Annotated in this window: 18 protein-coding genes; 6 read left to right on the plus strand and 12 right to left on the minus strand. The window is 73.7% G+C overall.

Translation table 11 applies throughout. The annotated features are described in order from the left end of the window. The first annotated feature begins 75 nt into the window (after positions 1-75). A complete protein-coding gene (locus ACYU8V_RS10200) occupies positions 76-1395 on the plus strand; it encodes a phytoene desaturase family protein (RefSeq protein ID WP_460847109.1) in 1320 nt (439 codons plus the stop codon). 12 nt (positions 1396-1407) lie between these two features. Here the strand turns inward: ACYU8V_RS10200 and metF are convergent, their stop codons facing one another. Continuing rightward, on the minus strand, positions 1408-2301 hold the full coding sequence (gene metF / locus ACYU8V_RS10205; RefSeq protein ID WP_460847110.1) for a methylenetetrahydrofolate reductase [NAD(P)H]: 894 nt from the start codon (positions 2299-2301) through the stop codon (positions 1408-1410). Positions 2302-2407: 106 nt separating this feature from the next. On the opposite strand from metF, the gene ACYU8V_RS10210 reads away from it, so the two are divergent. Further along, positions 2408-3493 carry a polyprenyl synthetase family protein gene (locus tag ACYU8V_RS10210; protein WP_460847112.1) on the plus strand — a complete coding sequence of 362 codons (1086 nt, stop codon included), beginning with the start codon at positions 2408-2410 and terminating at the stop codon, positions 3491-3493. A gap of 5 nt (positions 3494-3498) precedes the next feature. Here the strand turns inward: ACYU8V_RS10210 and ACYU8V_RS10215 are convergent, their stop codons facing one another. The 3 genes from ACYU8V_RS10215 to ACYU8V_RS10225 are packed head-to-tail and all read right to left on the minus strand — an operon-like array spanning position 3499 to position 4743. Then, positions 3499-3912, minus strand: coding sequence for a barstar family protein (locus ACYU8V_RS10215; RefSeq protein ID WP_460847114.1), 414 nt, complete (start codon positions 3910-3912; stop codon positions 3499-3501). After that, positions 3909-4364 carry a guanyl-specific ribonuclease gene (locus tag ACYU8V_RS10220; protein ID WP_460847115.1) on the minus strand — a complete coding sequence of 152 codons (456 nt, stop codon included), beginning with the start codon at positions 4362-4364 and terminating at the stop codon, positions 3909-3911. The genes ACYU8V_RS10215 and ACYU8V_RS10220 overlap by 4 nt, the downstream gene beginning before the upstream one ends. A gap of 1 nt (position 4365) precedes the next feature. Further along, the gene (locus ACYU8V_RS10225) at positions 4366-4743 is read right to left on the minus strand and encodes an Rv2175c family DNA-binding protein (protein ID WP_460847116.1); all 378 of its coding nucleotides are present in this window, start codon (positions 4741-4743) and stop codon (positions 4366-4368) included. 110 nt (positions 4744-4853) lie between these two features. Between ACYU8V_RS10225 and pknB the strand changes: the two genes are divergently transcribed. From pknB to ACYU8V_RS10240, 3 genes are read left to right on the plus strand one after another with little or no spacing between them, the layout of a single operon-like run. Further along, positions 4854-6902 (plus strand): Stk1 family PASTA domain-containing Ser/Thr kinase, encoded by a 2049-nt coding sequence (pknB, locus tag ACYU8V_RS10230; protein ID WP_460847117.1) that lies wholly within the window; start codon positions 4854-4856, stop codon positions 6900-6902. 57 nt (positions 6903-6959) lie between these two features. After that, positions 6960-7442, plus strand: coding sequence for an SRPBCC family protein (locus ACYU8V_RS10235; protein ID WP_460847118.1), 483 nt, complete (start codon positions 6960-6962; stop codon positions 7440-7442). Positions 7443-7494: 52 nt separating this feature from the next. Then, on the plus strand, positions 7495-8373 hold the full coding sequence (locus ACYU8V_RS10240; protein ID WP_460847119.1) for a discoidin domain-containing protein: 879 nt from the start codon (positions 7495-7497) through the stop codon (positions 8371-8373). A 10-nt stretch (positions 8374-8383) separates the two neighbouring features. Here the strand turns inward: ACYU8V_RS10240 and ACYU8V_RS10245 are convergent, their stop codons facing one another. Beyond that, the gene (locus ACYU8V_RS10245; RefSeq protein WP_460847120.1) at positions 8384-9715 is read right to left on the minus strand and encodes a class II 3-deoxy-7-phosphoheptulonate synthase; all 1332 of its coding nucleotides are present in this window, start codon (positions 9713-9715) and stop codon (positions 8384-8386) included. Between the two features lie 22 nt (positions 9716-9737). On the opposite strand from ACYU8V_RS10245, the gene ACYU8V_RS10250 reads away from it, so the two are divergent. Then, positions 9738-10559 carry a DUF1028 domain-containing protein gene (locus ACYU8V_RS10250; RefSeq protein WP_460847121.1) on the plus strand — a complete coding sequence of 274 codons (822 nt, stop codon included), beginning with the start codon at positions 9738-9740 and terminating at the stop codon, positions 10557-10559. A gap of 5 nt (positions 10560-10564) precedes the next feature. On the opposite strand, the gene ACYU8V_RS10255 is transcribed toward ACYU8V_RS10250, so the two are convergent. The 7 genes from ACYU8V_RS10255 to ACYU8V_RS10285 form a co-directional block, all read right to left on the minus strand. Beyond that, positions 10565-11452: a hypothetical protein gene (locus tag ACYU8V_RS10255; protein WP_460847122.1), complete on the minus strand. Its 888-nt coding sequence runs from the start codon at positions 11450-11452 to the stop codon at positions 10565-10567. Further along, entirely contained in the window at positions 11449-12078 is a 630-nt protein-coding gene (locus tag ACYU8V_RS10260) for a TetR/AcrR family transcriptional regulator (protein WP_460847123.1), read from the minus strand. Before ACYU8V_RS10260 ends, ACYU8V_RS10255 begins: the two co-directional genes overlap by 4 nt. A 3-nt stretch (positions 12079-12081) precedes the next feature. Then, the gene (locus ACYU8V_RS10265) at positions 12082-12732 is read right to left on the minus strand and encodes a response regulator (RefSeq protein ID WP_460847124.1); all 651 of its coding nucleotides are present in this window, start codon (positions 12730-12732) and stop codon (positions 12082-12084) included. A 14-nt stretch (positions 12733-12746) separates the two neighbouring features. Further along, positions 12747-13613, minus strand: a complete 867-nt coding sequence (locus ACYU8V_RS10270; protein ID WP_460847125.1) for a patatin-like phospholipase family protein — start codon at positions 13611-13613, stop codon at positions 12747-12749. Between the two features lie 133 nt (positions 13614-13746). Next, entirely contained in the window at positions 13747-14247 is a 501-nt protein-coding gene (locus ACYU8V_RS10275; protein WP_460847126.1) for a flavin reductase family protein, read from the minus strand. Next, positions 14244-15323, minus strand: a complete 1080-nt coding sequence (gene macS / locus ACYU8V_RS10280) for a MacS family sensor histidine kinase (RefSeq protein WP_460847127.1) — start codon at positions 15321-15323, stop codon at positions 14244-14246. The genes ACYU8V_RS10275 and macS overlap by 4 nt, the downstream gene beginning before the upstream one ends. Before the next feature lie 56 nt (positions 15324-15379). Beyond that, positions 15380-16102 carry a lysophospholipid acyltransferase family protein gene (locus ACYU8V_RS10285; RefSeq protein WP_460847128.1) on the minus strand — a complete coding sequence of 241 codons (723 nt, stop codon included), beginning with the start codon at positions 16100-16102 and terminating at the stop codon, positions 15380-15382. Positions 16103-16110: the final 8 nt, after the last annotated feature.

Below are 16110 nucleotides of genomic sequence, written 5' to 3' on the forward strand. Positions count from 1 at the left end.
CACGGCCGATAGGGTCTGGCCCATGCCCGCCGGACCGTCATTGTGCCGCAGCCACGATCCGAGGGAGCTCCGCACATGGACGTGGTGATCGTCGGCGGCGGACTCGGGGGCATCGCCACGGCCGCCCGGCTCGCGAAGCTCGGCCACGCGGTCACCCTGCTGGAGGCGGCCACCGGGATCGGGGGTGCGCTGCGGCCGGTCGAGCAGGAGGGCTTCCGCTGGGACGGAGGCCCGACCTCGACCCTGCTGCCCGCCGCCCTGCGCGACCTCTTCCGCAAGAGCGGACGCCCGCTGGAGGCCGAGCTCGGCGGCGAGCTCGAGCCCCTCGAGACGCTGCGCGAGCACCGCTTCGCCGACCGGACCTCGATCGCCCTGCCGGCCGGATCCCGGTCGGCCCAGGCGGCGGCCTTCGACGCGCTCGCCCCGGGCCTCGGCGATCGCTGGAACCGGCACGTCGACCTCTACGAGCCGGTGTGGGACCTCCTGCGCAAGGAGTACGTCGAGAAGCCGTGGGACCCCTCCGGCAAGGACACCGTGCCGCGGGACCTGGCCAAGCTGTTCGACATCCGCGACACCATGCACCGCCGGCTCCGGGCCGACTTCCGCGACGAGCGGCAGGCGCTGGTCGCCGGGCACCCGCTCGTGGCGGCCGGTCACGAGCTGCGCAACGTGCCGCCGTGGATGGGCGTCGGCGTCTACCTGGAGCAGTCCTTCGGCGGCTGGCGCGTGCCCGGCGGGTTCGCCCGGCTGCTGGAGCTGCTCGAGTCGCGGCTGGTCAAGCGCGAGGTGACGGTGCGCACCAGCACCGAGGCCGCCGACCTGGTGCTGCGCGACGGCCGGGTCGTCGCGGTGGCCCTGACCGACGGCAGCGAGGTGCCGGCCGACGCGGTGGTCGTGGCCGTCGACCCGCGCCGGCTGCCGACCCTGGCGCCCCTGGTGGAGCGCACGATGCCCGCGATCCCGCCGGTGATCGCCCACATCGGCGTCGAGGGCGAGATCGACCTGCCGCACGAGCTGGTGCTGCACGCCGACCCGCTGCTCGTCGTACGCCGTGGCCTGGCCGCCCCCGAGGGCCACTCGGCACTGACGATCCACGCCCGCGGCAAGATCGCCGAGGACGTCGTGACCGCGCTGTCGCGGCACGGCATCGACCTGCGCGAGCGGATCGTCACGCGGGTCGACCTCAGCCCGCGGGACCTCGTCCAGCAGTGGCGCGGCTCGCCGTACGGCGTGCTGTGGCAGGGCCGTCGCACCGTCCGCGATCGGCTCGGCCCGCGCACCCCGATCCCCGGCCTGTACGTCGCCGGCGCCCACACCGCGCCGGGAGCGGGCGTCCCGTTCGTCGCCCAGTCCGCCGCACTCGTGGCCCAGCTGGTCAGCGGGGACGCCGGCTGAACGGGTCCCCGGTCAGGCCGCGGTGATCTGGAGCTTCTCGAAGATCTCCAGCGTCGCCTTCGAGCGGTTCAGCGTGTAGAAGTGCAGGCCCGGGGCTCCCCCGGCAAGCAGGTCGTCGCACAGCTGCGCAGCGAGCTCGATGCCGGCGGCGCGCACCTGGGCCGGGTCGTCGCCGGCGGAGGTGATCGTCTCGATGACGTCGGCCGGCACCGAGGTGCCGATCAGCTCGCCCTGGCGCTGGATGGCGCCCAGGTTGAGGATCGGCATGATGCCGGGGAGGACCGGGATGTCGACGCCGCGGGCGCGGACGCGCTCGACGAGGTCGAAGTAGTCCTGGGCGCGGAAGAACATCTGCGTCACCGCGAACTCGGCGCCCGCCCGGGCCTTCGCGACCAGCACGTCGGCGTCCGCGTCGAGCGACTCCGCGCTCGGGTGCCCCTCGGGGAACGCCGCCACACCGACCCGGAAGTCGCCGCGCGAGCGCGCCAGCTCGACGAGCTCGACCGCGTAGTTCAGGCCGCCCTCGGTGGGCGTCCAGTCGGCGCGGGGGCCCGCCTGCGGGTCGCCGCGCAGCGCCATGACGTGGAAGACGCCTGCGGCGGCGTACGCGTCGAGGATGCCCTGGAGCTCCTCGCGGGTGTGGCCCACGCAGGTCAGGTGCGCCATCGGCGTCAGCGACGTCTCGTGCGCGATCCGGCCGGTGATGGCCACGGTCTTGTCCCGGGTGCTGCCGCCGGCGCCGTACGTCACGGAGACGAAGGTCGGCCGGTAGGGCTCCAGGGCGCGGATCGCGTCCCACAGCTGCGCCTCGCCCGCCTCGTCCTTGGGCGGGAAGAACTCGAACGAGAAGGACCGCTCGCCGCTCCCGATGAGCTCACCCAGTGAGCGTCCACGTCCTTCAGTCATGGGCCGGAGTTTAGGTGGTCGGCGACCGGAGACCGCCGTTCGGGCCGCCAGTACTGAGATCCGGGGCCGCCGACAGGCCCGAGCGGAGCGGGCATAGGGTCGGTGCGTGGCTGATGTGGCGTGGGATCCCGCTGACTTCCGCGCCCGGGTGCAGGCCGAGCTGGACACGTTCCTGGCCGAGCAGGCCGAGCGTCTCGTGCCGCTCGGGCCGGACGCCGACCGGCTGCTGGCCGAGGCCCGCGCGGTCGTGTCCGGCGGCAAGCGCTTCCGGGCCGCCTTCTGCTTCTGGGGGTACGCCGCCGTGGCGGGCCGCCCCAGCGGCGACACCGAGCGGGCCGTGCTGCGCGCGGCCGCGGCCCTCGAGCTGCTGCACGCCAGCGCGCTCGCCCACGACGACCTGATGGACGCCTCCGACACCCGGCGCGGCCGCCCGGCCACGCACCGGGGCTTCGAGGCCGAGCACCGCGGCGTCGGCTGGCGCGGCGACCCGGAGCAGTACGGCGCTGCCGCCGCGATCCTGCTGGGCGACCTGCTGCTGTCCTGGGCCGACGAGCTCGTACGCCGCTGCGGCCTGGGCTGGGACGTCGTCGGACCCGCCCTCGACGTCTTCGACCTGTGCCGCTCCGAGGTGATCGCCGGGCAGTTCCTCGACGTGTCGGTGCAGGCCCGGGGGCACGCCTCGACCGACGAGGCGATGACGGTCCTGCGCTACAAGTCGGCCAAGTACTCCATCGAGCGACCGCTCCACATCGGCGCCGCCCTGGCCGGTGCCGCCCCGGTCACGCTGGACGCCCTCACCCACTTCGGGCTCCCGCTCGGCGAGGCCTTCCAGCTGCGCGACGACCTGCTGGGCGTGTTCGGCGACCCGGCCACCACCGGCAAGCCGGCCGGCGACGACCTGGTCGAGGGCAAGCGCACGCTGCTGGTCGCCCACGCCCTCGCCGCCGCCGCTCCCGCCGAGGCCGCGGCGCTCGACGCGGCGCTGGGCACCGACCTCTCCCCCACCCGGGTCGACGAGCTGCGCCGGGTCATCGACGGCTCGGGCGCGCGGGCGCGGGTGGAGTCCACCATCGCCGAGCTCGCCGACCAGTCCCTTGCCGCGCTCGCGGCCGGCCGTGCCACCGGGTGGGACGCGACCGCCTGTGACGCCCTGGCCCAGCTCGCCTCGGCGGCGACCCAGCGCGCCTTCTGATTCGGCTAGGAGAGCGGCGGGGCGGCGTCGGGCGGGCCGTCGCCGAGCAGCACGACCTCGAACCCCGGCTCCTCGGCCGCGCGGTCGGCGAGGACCAGCAGCAGCCGGCGCAGGTCGGGCGGGTGGGAGCCGGCCAGGGTGCCCCAGCCCTGCCACACCAGGACGGTGGGCCCGGCCAGGTCGAGCAGGCAGTCGTGCAGCCCGTCCAGGCTCCGCCCGGTGAAGTACGCCGGGAACTCCAGCGCCTCGCCGATCGCACGCAGCACCGCGTGGCGGGTGTCGAGGGCCGACCCGTCGACGTACGCGATGCTCCAGCCGGCCTCGGCCGCCTGGATCCGCGTGGTGTCGAGGTCGAGCGCGGCGGTGCGGTGCAGGCCGGCGGGGGCACGGCCGGCCAGGATCTCGCCCAGCCCGCTCATCGCGCGATCACCGCGAAGTGCTCGTAGTGGTCGCCGGTCCAGTAGAGCGTGCCGTCGTGGCCGGCGATGATGCGACGGGCGCCGCGGTCGGACTCCCCGGGTGTCGGCACGGTGTACTCCTGGTAGTAGCCCTTGCCCTGTGCGGGCAGCAGGCCCTCGTAGTTGCCGAACGTCCCGCCGTCGTGGTCGGGATAGGGGAACGGGCCGCACCGCTGGATCAGCGCGACCGTCTGCGCGGCCTCGGGCGGCAGGGTCGAGAGCTCGACGGTGGGCAGGCCGTCGACCTGGCTCCGTCCGTGGGCTATCGAGGGGCAGGTGGACGAGAAGGAACCGGATGGCGCGGACGCCGAGGGGTCGTGGTGGGCCGACCACCACCACGTGCCGAGCGCGATGAGCGCGGCGACTGCCGCCGACAGCGCGCTGTTGCGACCCCCGAGACGCGTGCGCGACACCTCACAGGCCCCCGAGGACCTGGGCCCTGCGCTTGACCTCGGCGCCGCGGTTCTCCCGCAGCGCGTCGATCGGACGGCCGGGCAGGTCGTCGTCGAGGAAGATCCACGCGATGCACTCGCGGTCGTCGAGGCCGTTGTCGTGCATCAGGGTCAGCAGCCCCGGCAGGCCCTTGACCGGCAGGCCCTCGTCGTCGAGGAAGAGGGCGGGGACGCGCGGGCCACGGCCGGGGACGGGCACCGCGGCGGCGAGCTCGTGCGCCTGCACCATGGTGCGCACCTTGGCCGGGGTGACGCCGATCAGTTCCGCGGCCTCGTCCCAGGTCAGCCAGTCGGCGACGAGCTCGGCGAGGTCCAGATCCGCGAGACGGGGTTCACTCATGCGGCCATCCTGCCGCACGGCGCGGCATGTCAGGGCGTCGGGCGGGCCGCCGTACCATGGCGTCTCCGGCCACTTCCCCGGCCAGAACAAGTGAGCACAGGAGGGTCGCTGTGCGCGAACAGCCTGCCCGCGGCGATGCCGCCGGTGTCAGCGACCCCAACTCCGGCCGGATCCTCGACGGCCGCTACCGGATCGGTGGGCGGATCGCGCGCGGCGGCATGGCCAGCGTCTACGAGGCCACCGACCTGCGGCTGGACCGCACCATCGCGGTCAAGATCATGCACGCCGGCCTCGGCGACAGCACCAACGGCGAGCACGACTTCGCGGACCGGTTCGTGCGCGAGGCGCGCGCCGCGGCCAAGCTCTCGCACCCCAACATCGTCGCCGTCTACGACCAGGGCACCGACGACACCGGTGCGGCGCCGACGGTCTACCTCGCGATGGAGTACGTCCCCGGCCACACCCTGCGCGACACGATCGCGAAGGAGGCACCGATGGCGCCGGAGAGGGCGCTCGCCCTCCTCGAGCCGGTCCTCTCCGCCCTCGCCGTCGCCCACCGGGCCGGCATCGTGCACCGCGACGTCAAGCCGGAGAACGTGCTGATCGCGACCGACCCCCACTCCGGAGCCAGCCGGATCAAGGTCGCCGACTTCGGCCTGGCGAAGGCGGTCAGCGCCGACACCCAGCACACCGTCACCCAGGGCGTGCTGATCGGCACCGTCTCCTACCTGGCCCCCGAGCTGGTCGTCGAGGGCATCGCCGACGCGCGCGTCGACGTCTACTCCGCCGGCGTCATCCTGTTCGAGCTGCTGACCGGCACCAAGCCGCACACCGGCGACAGCCCCATCCAGGTCGCCTACGCGCACGCGCACACCGACGTACCCGCCCCGTCGTCGCGGGTCCCCGGCATCCCGGCGTACGTCGATGCGCTGGTCGCCCGGGCCACGACCCGCGACCGCTCGCTGCGGCCCGCGGACGCGGGCGTCCTGCTCCACCATGTGCGCCGGGTGCAGTCCGCGCTGCGGCAGGGACTCGCGGTCGACGACGAGCTGGTCGACGACCTGCTCCCGCACTCCCGCTCCGACCTCGGCTCCGCGAGCGAGCGCGTGGACACCACGCCGGAGCCGCTGGAGCAGCTGCGGGACGCGGCCGACGACCACCGCACGCAGGTGATCGAGGTCCCCCCGCCGCCCGCCCCGCCGGCTCCCCCGCGCCGCCTGCCCCCGCCCGCCCCCGTCGCGCAGCAGCCTGCCGAGCGACGCCGCAGCCGGCGCCGGCCGCTCGTGCTGCTCCTGGTCGCCCTGCTCCTCGCCGGCCTCGGCGGCGGTGGCTACTGGTTCGGCTGGGCCCGCTACACGACCACGCCCGGCGTCCTGTCCGACACCCGTGCACAGGCGACGGCGGCCCTGGACCGGGCCGGGCTGCAGGCGGAGTTCGCCGACGCCGTCTACTCCGACTCCGTCGAGGCCGGGCACGTGGTCAGCACCGACCCCTCACCCGGCAGTCGCATCCTCCCCCACCACACCGTCGTCGTGACGCTGTCGAAGGGGCCCGAGGTCCACGACCTGCCCGCCCTGCGCGGCCAGACCGTCGCCCAGGCGTCGGCCACGCTGGCCGCCGTCAAGATGGTGGTCGGTCGCGAGACCGACGTCTGGTCCGAGACGGTTCCGGCCGGGCAGATCATCCGCACCGACCCGGCGTACGGCTCGAAGGCGGCGAGGAGCCTCCCCGTCGACACCGCGGTGCGGATCTGGGTGAGCAAGGGCCGCAAGCCGATCAAGGTCACCGACCACACCGGCGACCCCGCAGCGCCGGTGATCGCCCGGTGGCGCAAGCAGCACCTCAAGGTCGTGGTGCACCGCGAGTACAGCGACACCGTGGCGTTGGGCGACGTCATCAGCCAGGATCCGCAGACCGCGACCCTCTACAAGGGCGACACCGTGACGGTGACCGTGTCGCAGGGCCGGCCCTTCGTCACCGTGCCGTCGGTGTGGGGCATGTCGACCTCCGCGGCGGTCGCGAAGCTGACGGCGCTGGGACTCCACGTCACCACGGCCCACTCGGCGTTCTACGTCGGCGCCGACCGCGCCGTGAACACCGATCCGCGGTCCGGGCAGTCGGTCCGCAAGGGCACCTCGATCACCGTCTACGTGGTGTAGAAATTCGCCGGAGGCGGGAGCACCATGGAGTCCTGGGGGTCACCCTGAGGAGTCAGCATGGCCGGTCACATCATCTACGCACACAGCACCATCCCCGCTCCGCCCGAGGCGGTCTGGGACGTGATCACCGACGTCGCCCACGCCGACAGCGTGCTGCGCAGCGTCACCGCCACCGAGGGCACCGATGACGGCGTCTACGACGTCGGCACGTCGTGGCGCGAGAAGCGCAACGTCTTCGGCCACCACGAGATGGAGCAGATGCACGTCATCGAGTGCGAGGCGCCCCGCAAGGTCGTGGTCGAGGCCGAGGCCGGCGTCGACACGATCCGGACGGCGTACCGGCTCACGCCCGCGGACGCCTCCAACACCTCGACCCGTCTCGCCATGACCACCACCATCGAGATGCACGACCGCAGCGCCGTCTCGCGGGCCATGTGGAAGATGTTCGGGAACCACTCCTTCGAGCACACCCGCAAGGTCCTGGAGCACGACCTCGAGGACATCGAGGCAGAGGCGGTACGCCGCAGCACCCGCGTCTGACGCCACGCGGATCTCGCGCCCGGACCCGGCGTCGGGCACACTGGCCCGCGTCATGGACTTCTGCGCGAACTGCGGCCACGAGCTGGGGGTGGGCCGCTTCTGCACCAACTGCGGCCGGCCGGTCGCCGGCCGGCACCCCGGCACGCCCGCCGCGCCGACCACGCCCGCGCCGACGGCGCCTCGACCCGTCGTGGGCACCATCCCGCCGCCGCCCCGGTTCCCCTTGTACGCCGAGCCCGCCCCCGCGCCGGCCCCCTCGCGCCGGCGCAGCCTGCTCCCGTGGCTGGTCGCGGCGCTCGCGGTGATCGTGCTCGCCACCGGGGTCGCGGCCGTGGCGCTGCTCCGCTCGGGCGACGACCACGCGGCGGTCGACACCACCCGGCCCGGCAGCGGACCCTCGACGGCGCCGGGCTCGACGGGGTCCTCGGGCTCCCCGGGCTCGCCCACGACCACGCCTGCCGGCACCGACCTGACCTCCGACATCAGCCACCTCGGCGTACCCGGCACGGCGCCGGCCAGCACCGACCTCGCCGGCCGCCCGGTCACGTTCGCGAGCAGCCACCTGATCGACGGCGACACCCAGACCGCCTGGCGGGTGGCCGGGGACGCGTCGGGCGAGGCCATCACCATCACCTTCGACCGGCCGGTCACCCTGACCTCGGTCGGCCTGGTCAACGGCTACGCCAAGGCCTATCCCGGCTACGACGGCTACCGCCTCAACCGCCGCATCACCGAGGTCCGCTGGACCTTCGAGGACGGCACCTCGGTCACCCAGCACCTACGGCAGCGCCGGTCGATGCAGTCGGTCCCGGTCTCCGCCGGGCCGACCTCGAGCCTGCGGCTGGAGATCGTGTCGACGGTCGCCGGCCCGAAGCGCGACTGGCGCGACTTCACCGCGATCAGCGAGCTGTCCCTGCGCGGCTCGCGATAGTCGCTGACGGTCAGCGCAGCAGCTCGGCGACCTGGAAGGCCATCTCCAGGGACTGCACCCGGTTCAGCCGCGGGTCGACGACCGACTCGTAGCGGTGGGCCAGGCTGTGCTCGTCGAGCTCCTCGCCGCCGCCGATGACCTCGGTGACGTCGTCGCCGGTGTTCTCGACCAGGATGCCGCCGGGGACGGTGCCGAGCGCGCGGTGCACCTCGAAGAAGCCCTTGACCTCGTCCAGGACATCCTCGAAGCGACGGGTCTTGTAGCCGGTGGAGGCCTCGAAGGTGTTGCCGTGCATCGGGTCGCAGATCCAGGCGACGTCGACACCCTCGGCGGTCACCTTCTCGACCAGCGCCGGCAGCCCCTCGCGGACCTTGCCCGCACCGAAGCGGGTGATGAAGGTCAGCCGGCCCGGCTCGTTGGTCGGGTTGAGCTTGGCCGCGAGGTCGAGCGCGTCGTCCGCGGAGGCGTTCGGCCCGAGCTTGCAGCCGATCGGGTTGCGGATGGAGCGGAAGTACTCGACGTGTGCACCGTCGAGGTTGCGGGTGCGCTCCCCGATCCAGACGAAGTGCCCGGAGACGTTGTACGGCGTGTCGGTGCGCGAGTCGATCCGCGTCATCGCGTGCTCGTACTCCAGGATCAGCGCCTCGTGGCTGGAGTAGAAGTCGACGCGGTGGAACTCGTCGGGGTCGGCGCCGATGGCCTGCATGAACGTCAGCGCGCGCTCGATCTCGCTCGCCATCGCCTCGTAGCGGGCGCCGGCGGGGCTGTTGCGGACGAACTCGGAGTTCCAGGAGTGGACCTGGCGGAGGTCGGCGTACCCACCGGTGGTGAAGGCCCGGACCAGGTTCAGCGTCGAGGCGCTGTGGTGGTAGACCTCGAGCAGTCGCTGGGGGTCGGGGATCCGCGACTCGGGGGTGAAGTCGTAGCCGTTGACCGCGTCGCCCCGGTACGCCGGCAGGGTGACCCCGCCGCGCGTCTCCATGTCGCTGCTGCGGGGCTTGGCGTACTGCCCGGCGAGCCGGCCGACCTTGACCACCGGCACGGAGGCGGCGTACGTCAGCACGACCGCCATCTGCAGCAGGACCCGCAGCTTGTTGCGGGTGTTGTCGGCCGTCGCGTCGGCGAAGGTCTCGGCGCAGTCGCCGCCCTGGAGCAGGAACGCCTCGCCGCGGCTGACCGCCGCGATCTTGTCCTTGAGCTCGTCGCACTCGCCCGCGAAGACGAGCGGCGGCAGGGTCCGGAGCCGCTCGACGACGGCCGCGAGGGCGGCCGGGTCGCCGTAGGTCGGCTGCTGGAGCGCGCCGATGGCGTGCAGCTGCTCGAGGGAGGGGACGGTGCTCACCCCCCAAGGCTACCGTCGGACCATGACCTTCTCGATCGTTGCCCGGTCCGCAGATGGCAGCACCTGGGGAGTGGCCGTCGCGTCCAAATTCCTCGCCGTCGGATCCGCGGTGCCGGCGGCCGTCGCGGGGGTCGGCGCGATCGCCACCCAGGCGCTCGCCAACGTCGCCTACAAGGGCGTCGCGCTGTCCCTCCTCGACGAGGGCGCCACCGCGTCGGTCGCGCTGCAACGGCTGCTCGAGGAGGACCCGGAGCGCGATCACCGGCAAGTCGGGATCGTCGACGTCGCGGGCGGCGCGGCCAGCCACACCGGCCACGCGTGCCTGGAGTGGGCGGGCAGCGTGACCGGCGACGGCTACGCGATCCAGGGCAACATCCTCGCCGGACCCGAGGTCGTCGACGAGATGGAGGCGGCATTCCTGGGCTCCGACCCCGAGGCGCCGCTGCAGGACCGGCTGCTGGCCGCACTGACGGCCGGCGACGAGGCCGGCGGTGACAGCCGCGGCCGCCAGTCGGCGGCGATGCTGGTGGTGCGCGACGGCGCGGGCTACGGCGGCCACGACGACGTCGCTGTCGACCTGCGCGTCGACGACCATCCCGATCCGCTCGGCGAGCTCGCCCGGCTGCTGGAGCTCCACGAGACCTACCTGGTGGCGTCCACGCCCGAGGAGCAGGTGTCGGTCGACGCCGACCTGCGGGCCGAGCTCGACGCCTTCGCGCGCGAGCAGGGCCGGGCCGACTTCCTGGCCTGGGTCGGCGCGGAGAACTACGAGATGCGCGTCGCCGAGGACCTCTCGTGGATCGACCGGCGAGTGCTGGCGATCGTCCGGTCCGTTCGGCGGTAGCGCCGTCAGAGCCGGTCGAGCGCCGCCTGCGCGGCGTCCCGGTCGGCCGCCGCCGTGCGCAGCGAGGCGGCCGCCTCGTCACGCTCCTCCTCCGCGTCGCCGAGCTCCTCCTCGACGGCGTCGGACTCCTCCTCGAGCTCGGCCAGCCGGCGGCGCAGCTCGTCCAGCTCGCCCTGCAGCTGGAGGGACCGCGCGCTGAGCCGGTCCACCTCGCCGGCGGCGGTCGCGTGCGTCTCCGCCGCCTCCTCGTACGCCGACGTGGCGGCCGCGAGGCGCTCCTCGGCCGCCGCCCGGGCCTTCGCCGCCTTGTCCGGGTCGGGCACCAGGTGCAGCTCGGGCCGCTGCGGCTCGGGGGCCTCGCGCGGCGCCGCCTGGAAGCCGAGCGCCTCGGGCAGCGCCACCGCCGCCGCGACCGTCTCGGGCGGCAGCGGCTCGAGCCCGGTGGTGCGCAGCGCGGTCACCAGCAGCCCGCTGCGGACCGCGCGGCCGCACTCGGCGTCGACCATCGCCGCCGTCAGCGTCTCCTCGACCTGCAGGGCGACGGCCTCGGTGATGCGGTGGCCCTCGGCCAGGGCCAGCTGGCGCAGGTGCTGGACGACCGCGGCGGTCACCTGACGCCGCTGCTTGGTCAGCGTCCGCAGCTCACCGGCCGACATCGCCTGCTGTGCCTCGCGCAGGGCCGCGCCGACGGCGAGCAGCTGGTCGACCTGGGCCGGCTCCCGGCGTACCAGGAGATCGACCAGCCAGGCCGCGGTCGACGGCTTGCGCAACGCCTTGACGCGCGCCGCCTCCGGGGTGCCCTTGAGCTCCTTCGCCCGGGCGTCGCGCTCGGGAGTGAAGGCGGCGAGGGGAACGGCGTACAGCTCGTCGGCGATCTCGAGCAGGTCCGTCATGGGGCGAGTCTGTCAGCCCGGGGCGTGGTGAGACCGGTGGCCACCATGGCGACGGTGAGGTCGATGAGCTGCTCGCGCTCCACCCCGGTCGGGCGCTGCAGGGCGATCCGCAGGCACATCGAGACCAGCACTCCCATCAGCATGAACACCACGCCCTCGAGCTCGTCGGGCGGCAGGTCGCGGCGGTGCCGCCGCGGCAGCAGCGACGCGAGCTGGTGCAGGTTCGCCTCGATCTCCGGCATCAGGTTCGCGTCCGTGCCCGACGGGGCCTGGCTCACCATCGCCGCCATCACGCCGTGGTGGCGCTCGAGACCGTCGACGAGCGTGGTCACGACCTGGCGCAGGGCCGGCTCGAGCTCGGAGTCGAGCACGTCCACGACACTGACCATGAGGTCGTCGTTGATCGCACGCACGGCCTCGTCGCGCAGGACGATGAACAGCTCGTCCTTGTCGTTGAAGTACCGGTAGAAGGTGCCGGGGCTGAGGTGGGCGGCCCGGGTGACGGCGCTGGCGGTCAGCGCCGCGATTCCCTTCTGGTCGAGGATCCGCACCCCGACGTCGAGCAGCAGGCGCCGCGTCTGGACGGCCCGCTCCTGGTGCGGTCGGGCGCGCTGTCGCTGAGCCACGGCTCAGTCGTCCAGGCCCTGCTCGATGGCATAGCGGGTGAGCTCGACCCGGTTGCGCAGCTGGAGCTTGCGCAGCACGTTCTGGGTGTGGTTCTGGACCGTGCGGTGGGACAGGACCAGGAGCTCGGCGATCTGGTGGGAGCCCATCCCCTTCGCCACCATCTTCAGGATCTCGATCTCGCGCGGTGTCAGCTTCTCCCCCGGCGGCGTCTCCGGACCGTCACGGTCCAGCCGGCGGAACTCGCCCAGCACCAGCGCGGCGAGGCCGGGGGTGAAGACGCTGTCGCCCGCGGCCACCCGCCGGACCGCGTCGACGAGCTCGGCGCCCGAGGCCGACTTCACCAGGTAGCCGGTGGCACCGGCCTTCACGGCCTCGAGCACGTCGTCCTGCTCCCCCGACGCCGACAGGATCAGCACCCGCGCCGACGGGTCCTCGCCGAGCACCGTCGCGGTCACCTCGACGCCGGTGGGCGCCGGGATCTGGAGGTCCAGCACGACCACGTGCGGGCGGGCCGCCGGGAAGCGACTGACCGCCTCGCTGCCGGTGGCGGCGGTCGCCACGACCTCGAACCCGGCCGCGGTGAGGTCCCGCTCCACCGCGTCGCGCCACATCGGGTGGTCGTCGACCACCATCACCCGGATCGGATCGGTCATGGACCGACCCTAGATCAGGCCGCGGCGACCCGGCCGTTGCCGGCGAGCTCGTCGAGCCGCTCGTGGGTGACGAGCCGCCCCAGGGCGATGTGCTCCTCGGTCTTGGAGAAGTCGAGCAGCCGTACTCCGAGGTCGGGGCAGGTCAGCCGGTGCACCTCCACACCGGGGCCCAGGGTCTCCTGGCCGTGCGAGCGCGTCGCGGCGCCGAGGCTGGCGACCAGGACCTCGAGCGGGTTGCGCATCCGCCCGACCCGCACCGGCACCGTGGCGTCCAGGACGAACACCCGGGTCGGTCGCAGCGCCGCCGCGGCCGCCAGCGGCACCATGGCGGCGACGCCCCCGTCGACGTGCGGGTGGGTGGCGTCGTCGCCATCGGGCAGCCACACCGGCGGGAAGATCGCCGGCAGGGCGGCGGACGCCAGCAGCAGCGGCTCGAGCGGCCCGCTGCCGTGCTCGACGGTGTCGCCGGTGTCCAGGCGGGTCGTGACGACCCGCAGCGGGATGGGCAGGTCCTCGAGCAGCTCGGCGGGCGCCCAGCGCGCGATCATCGAGCGCAGGCCGTCGGGCGAGTGCAGGAACGCCCGCCGGCGTACCAGGTTGCGCAGGCGGGTCAGGTTGCCGCCGGGGAAGACGTCCTCGGTGCGCAGCGAGCGCCAGTACTCGCCGAGCTCGGCGGTCCGGTCGATGCTGGTCCCCGACGCCATGAACGCCGCGTTGAGGGCACCGACCGAGCAGCCGACGTACCCCACGGGCTGGATGTTGCGCTCGATGAGGACCTGGAGCATCCCCACCTGCACCGCGCCGCGGTTGCCGCCGGCGGAGAGGACCACCACGTCACGGGGGCTGAGCGGCGGGTCCGTGCGGCGTCGCCAGGTTCGCATGGCACACCTCCCGCCTCTCGTCGTCGGTTCGATGATCTCGATGATGAGGGACTCATCGGCACTTCGGGGGCGAAGACAAGAAGTCACCACGACACACCAAGTTCTGCACAAGGTCGTCGCGGTGGTGGCGAGGTCAGAGCCGGTGGAACCGGCCCCGGTGGTGCAGCAGCAGATCGGACTCCTCGCCGATCTCCACCTGCGCCAGGCGAGCCCGCACCTCGACGGACCAGCCGATCTCGCGCTCGTCGACAAGCTCGACGCCGGCCCACGTGTCGGCGGTCGCGAGCCGCGGGCCGAAGGGCGTCTGCTCCCAGGTCGCCTGCCGGAACGGACCGCCCGGTGCGGGCGCGGTGCCGGCGAACGCCTCGGCGAGGCCGCGGTCCTCCCAGCGCAGCGGTACGACGACCGCCCGGCCGGTCTCGCGCAGCAGCTCCAGCAGGTCGGAGTCGGGGTCGAGCAGCGCCAGCAGGCACGACTCCTCGCCGAGCGCGACCATGAGCGAGGTGACGCTCAGGCCCGCCCGGTCCCCCTCGCCGCCGGCGGTCCAGAGCGTGACTCCCCCGCCCAGGCGGCCGCGGAAGCGCCGGGCCGGGTCCGACGGCGTCGGGAACGGGTGTCCGGAGTGGATCGTCACGGCTGCTCCTTCGGTACGACGAGCTCCCACTCGGTCCCGTGCGGGCCGGTGCGCAGCCGGGCCTCGCCGCCGAGATCCTCGATGCGGCCTCGGATCGAGCCGGAGACGCCCATCCGGCCGTCGGCCTCCGCGGACGCCAGGCGGCCCTCGGGGATCCCGTCGCCCTCATCGCGCACCGAGACCTCCACCTCGTCGCCGAGGTCCTGCAGGAACACCCAGGCCGACGCGCCCCGGCCGACGTGGCGCTCGACGTTGTCCAGGCAGGCCGTCACCGCGGCCACCGTGTTCCCCACCCGGGCCGCCGGCATCAGGACGGCGCCCGCCGGCAGCGCGACCTCGACGCCCGGCCGACCGGCCAGCGCGCCGAGCGCGGCCACGAGGTCGGCGTCGCCGACCACGGCCGGGGCCGGGCTCTGCACCCGGATCAGCGCCCGCAGCGACTCCTCCTGCTCACCGGCGAGCCGGCCGAGCTCGGCCGCCTCGCCGCCGAGCTCGGCGCCGCGGCGCTGCACCAGGGCGAGCACCTGCAGCACCCCGTCGTGCACGGCCCGCGCCAGTCGCGCGCGCTCGGAGGCGACGGCCAGCTCGTGCTGGGCCTGCTCCCGCTCGGCCGCCATCTGCTGCAGCGAGGCGCACAGGAAGCCGACGATCGCACCGGTGAGCATCAGCAGGAAGAGGTTGCCCCAGTCGGTGCCGGTGCGGACCTGACGACACAGCAGGTCGGTCACCCCGAGGAGGGTGCCCGCGCCCAGCCCGCCGACCCAGCCGTAGCGCACCGCCCAGGCGATCAGCGCCGCGATAATCCAGTAGCCGGGGACCGTGGCGTGGAACCAGGGGCCCTTCACGATCGGGGTGGCCAGCAGGGCGGCCAGCGCGAACCCCAGGTCGGCGACCAGGAGGACGGCGGTGCGGCGTGCGGGGGCGGCGTACAGCCAGATCGAGGCGAGGGTCCAGGCGACCATCAGCGCGACGCAGACCCAGGCGGCGGCGGGGTGGTCGTAGTGGTTGCGTACGCCGGCGCGCACGACCGCCCAGACCGTGACCGCGACGCGCAGGATCGCGAGGGCGCGGAACATCCGGCTCTCGATCTCGAGAGCCGCCGGCCCGCGCCGGTCGGCGTGGATGCGCTGGATCAGGAGGCGATCCTGGAGGCGTCGCCGTCGCCCTTGTCCTTGCGCTCGGCCCGGGCGGCCGCCTTGGCGTCGGCGGCGTAGGTGTCGACGTACTCCTGGCCGGAGAGGGCCATGATCTCGTACATGATCTCGTCGGTGATGGCCCGCAGGATCTGCCGGTCGTTCTCCATGCCGGCGTAGCGGGAGAAGTCCATCGGCGCGCCGAACCTGATCGTGGGGCGCACGACCTTGCCGAACTTCTTGCCCGGGGGCGCGATCCGGTCGGTACCGATGACGGCCACAGGGACGACCGGGACGCCGGTCTCCAGCGCGAGCCGGGCGACCCCGGTCTTGCCGCGGTAGAGGCGGCCGTCGTGCGAGCGGGTGCCCTCGGGGTAGATGCCGAAGATCCCGCCCCCGTCGAGCACGCCCTTCGCCGAGATCATCGCGCCCTCGGCCGCCGTCGCACCCGAGCGGTCGATCGGGATGTTGCCGGTGCTGGTGAAGAAGAAGCGCTGCGCCCAGCCCTTGGGACCGGTCCCGGTGAAGTACTCGGACTTCGCCACGAAGCGGACCATCCGGGGCAGTGCCAGGGGCACGAACAGCCAGTCCATGTAGGACAGGTGGTTGCCCGCGAGGATCACCGGCCCGCGCCTCGGCACGTTCCGTCGACCGTCCACCTTGGGGCGGAAGACGACCTTGAGCAGGGGGCCGATCGCGACGAACTTCAAGAACCAGTACACGCGGACAA

This window comes from Nocardioides ultimimeridianus (genome assembly GCF_054777895.1).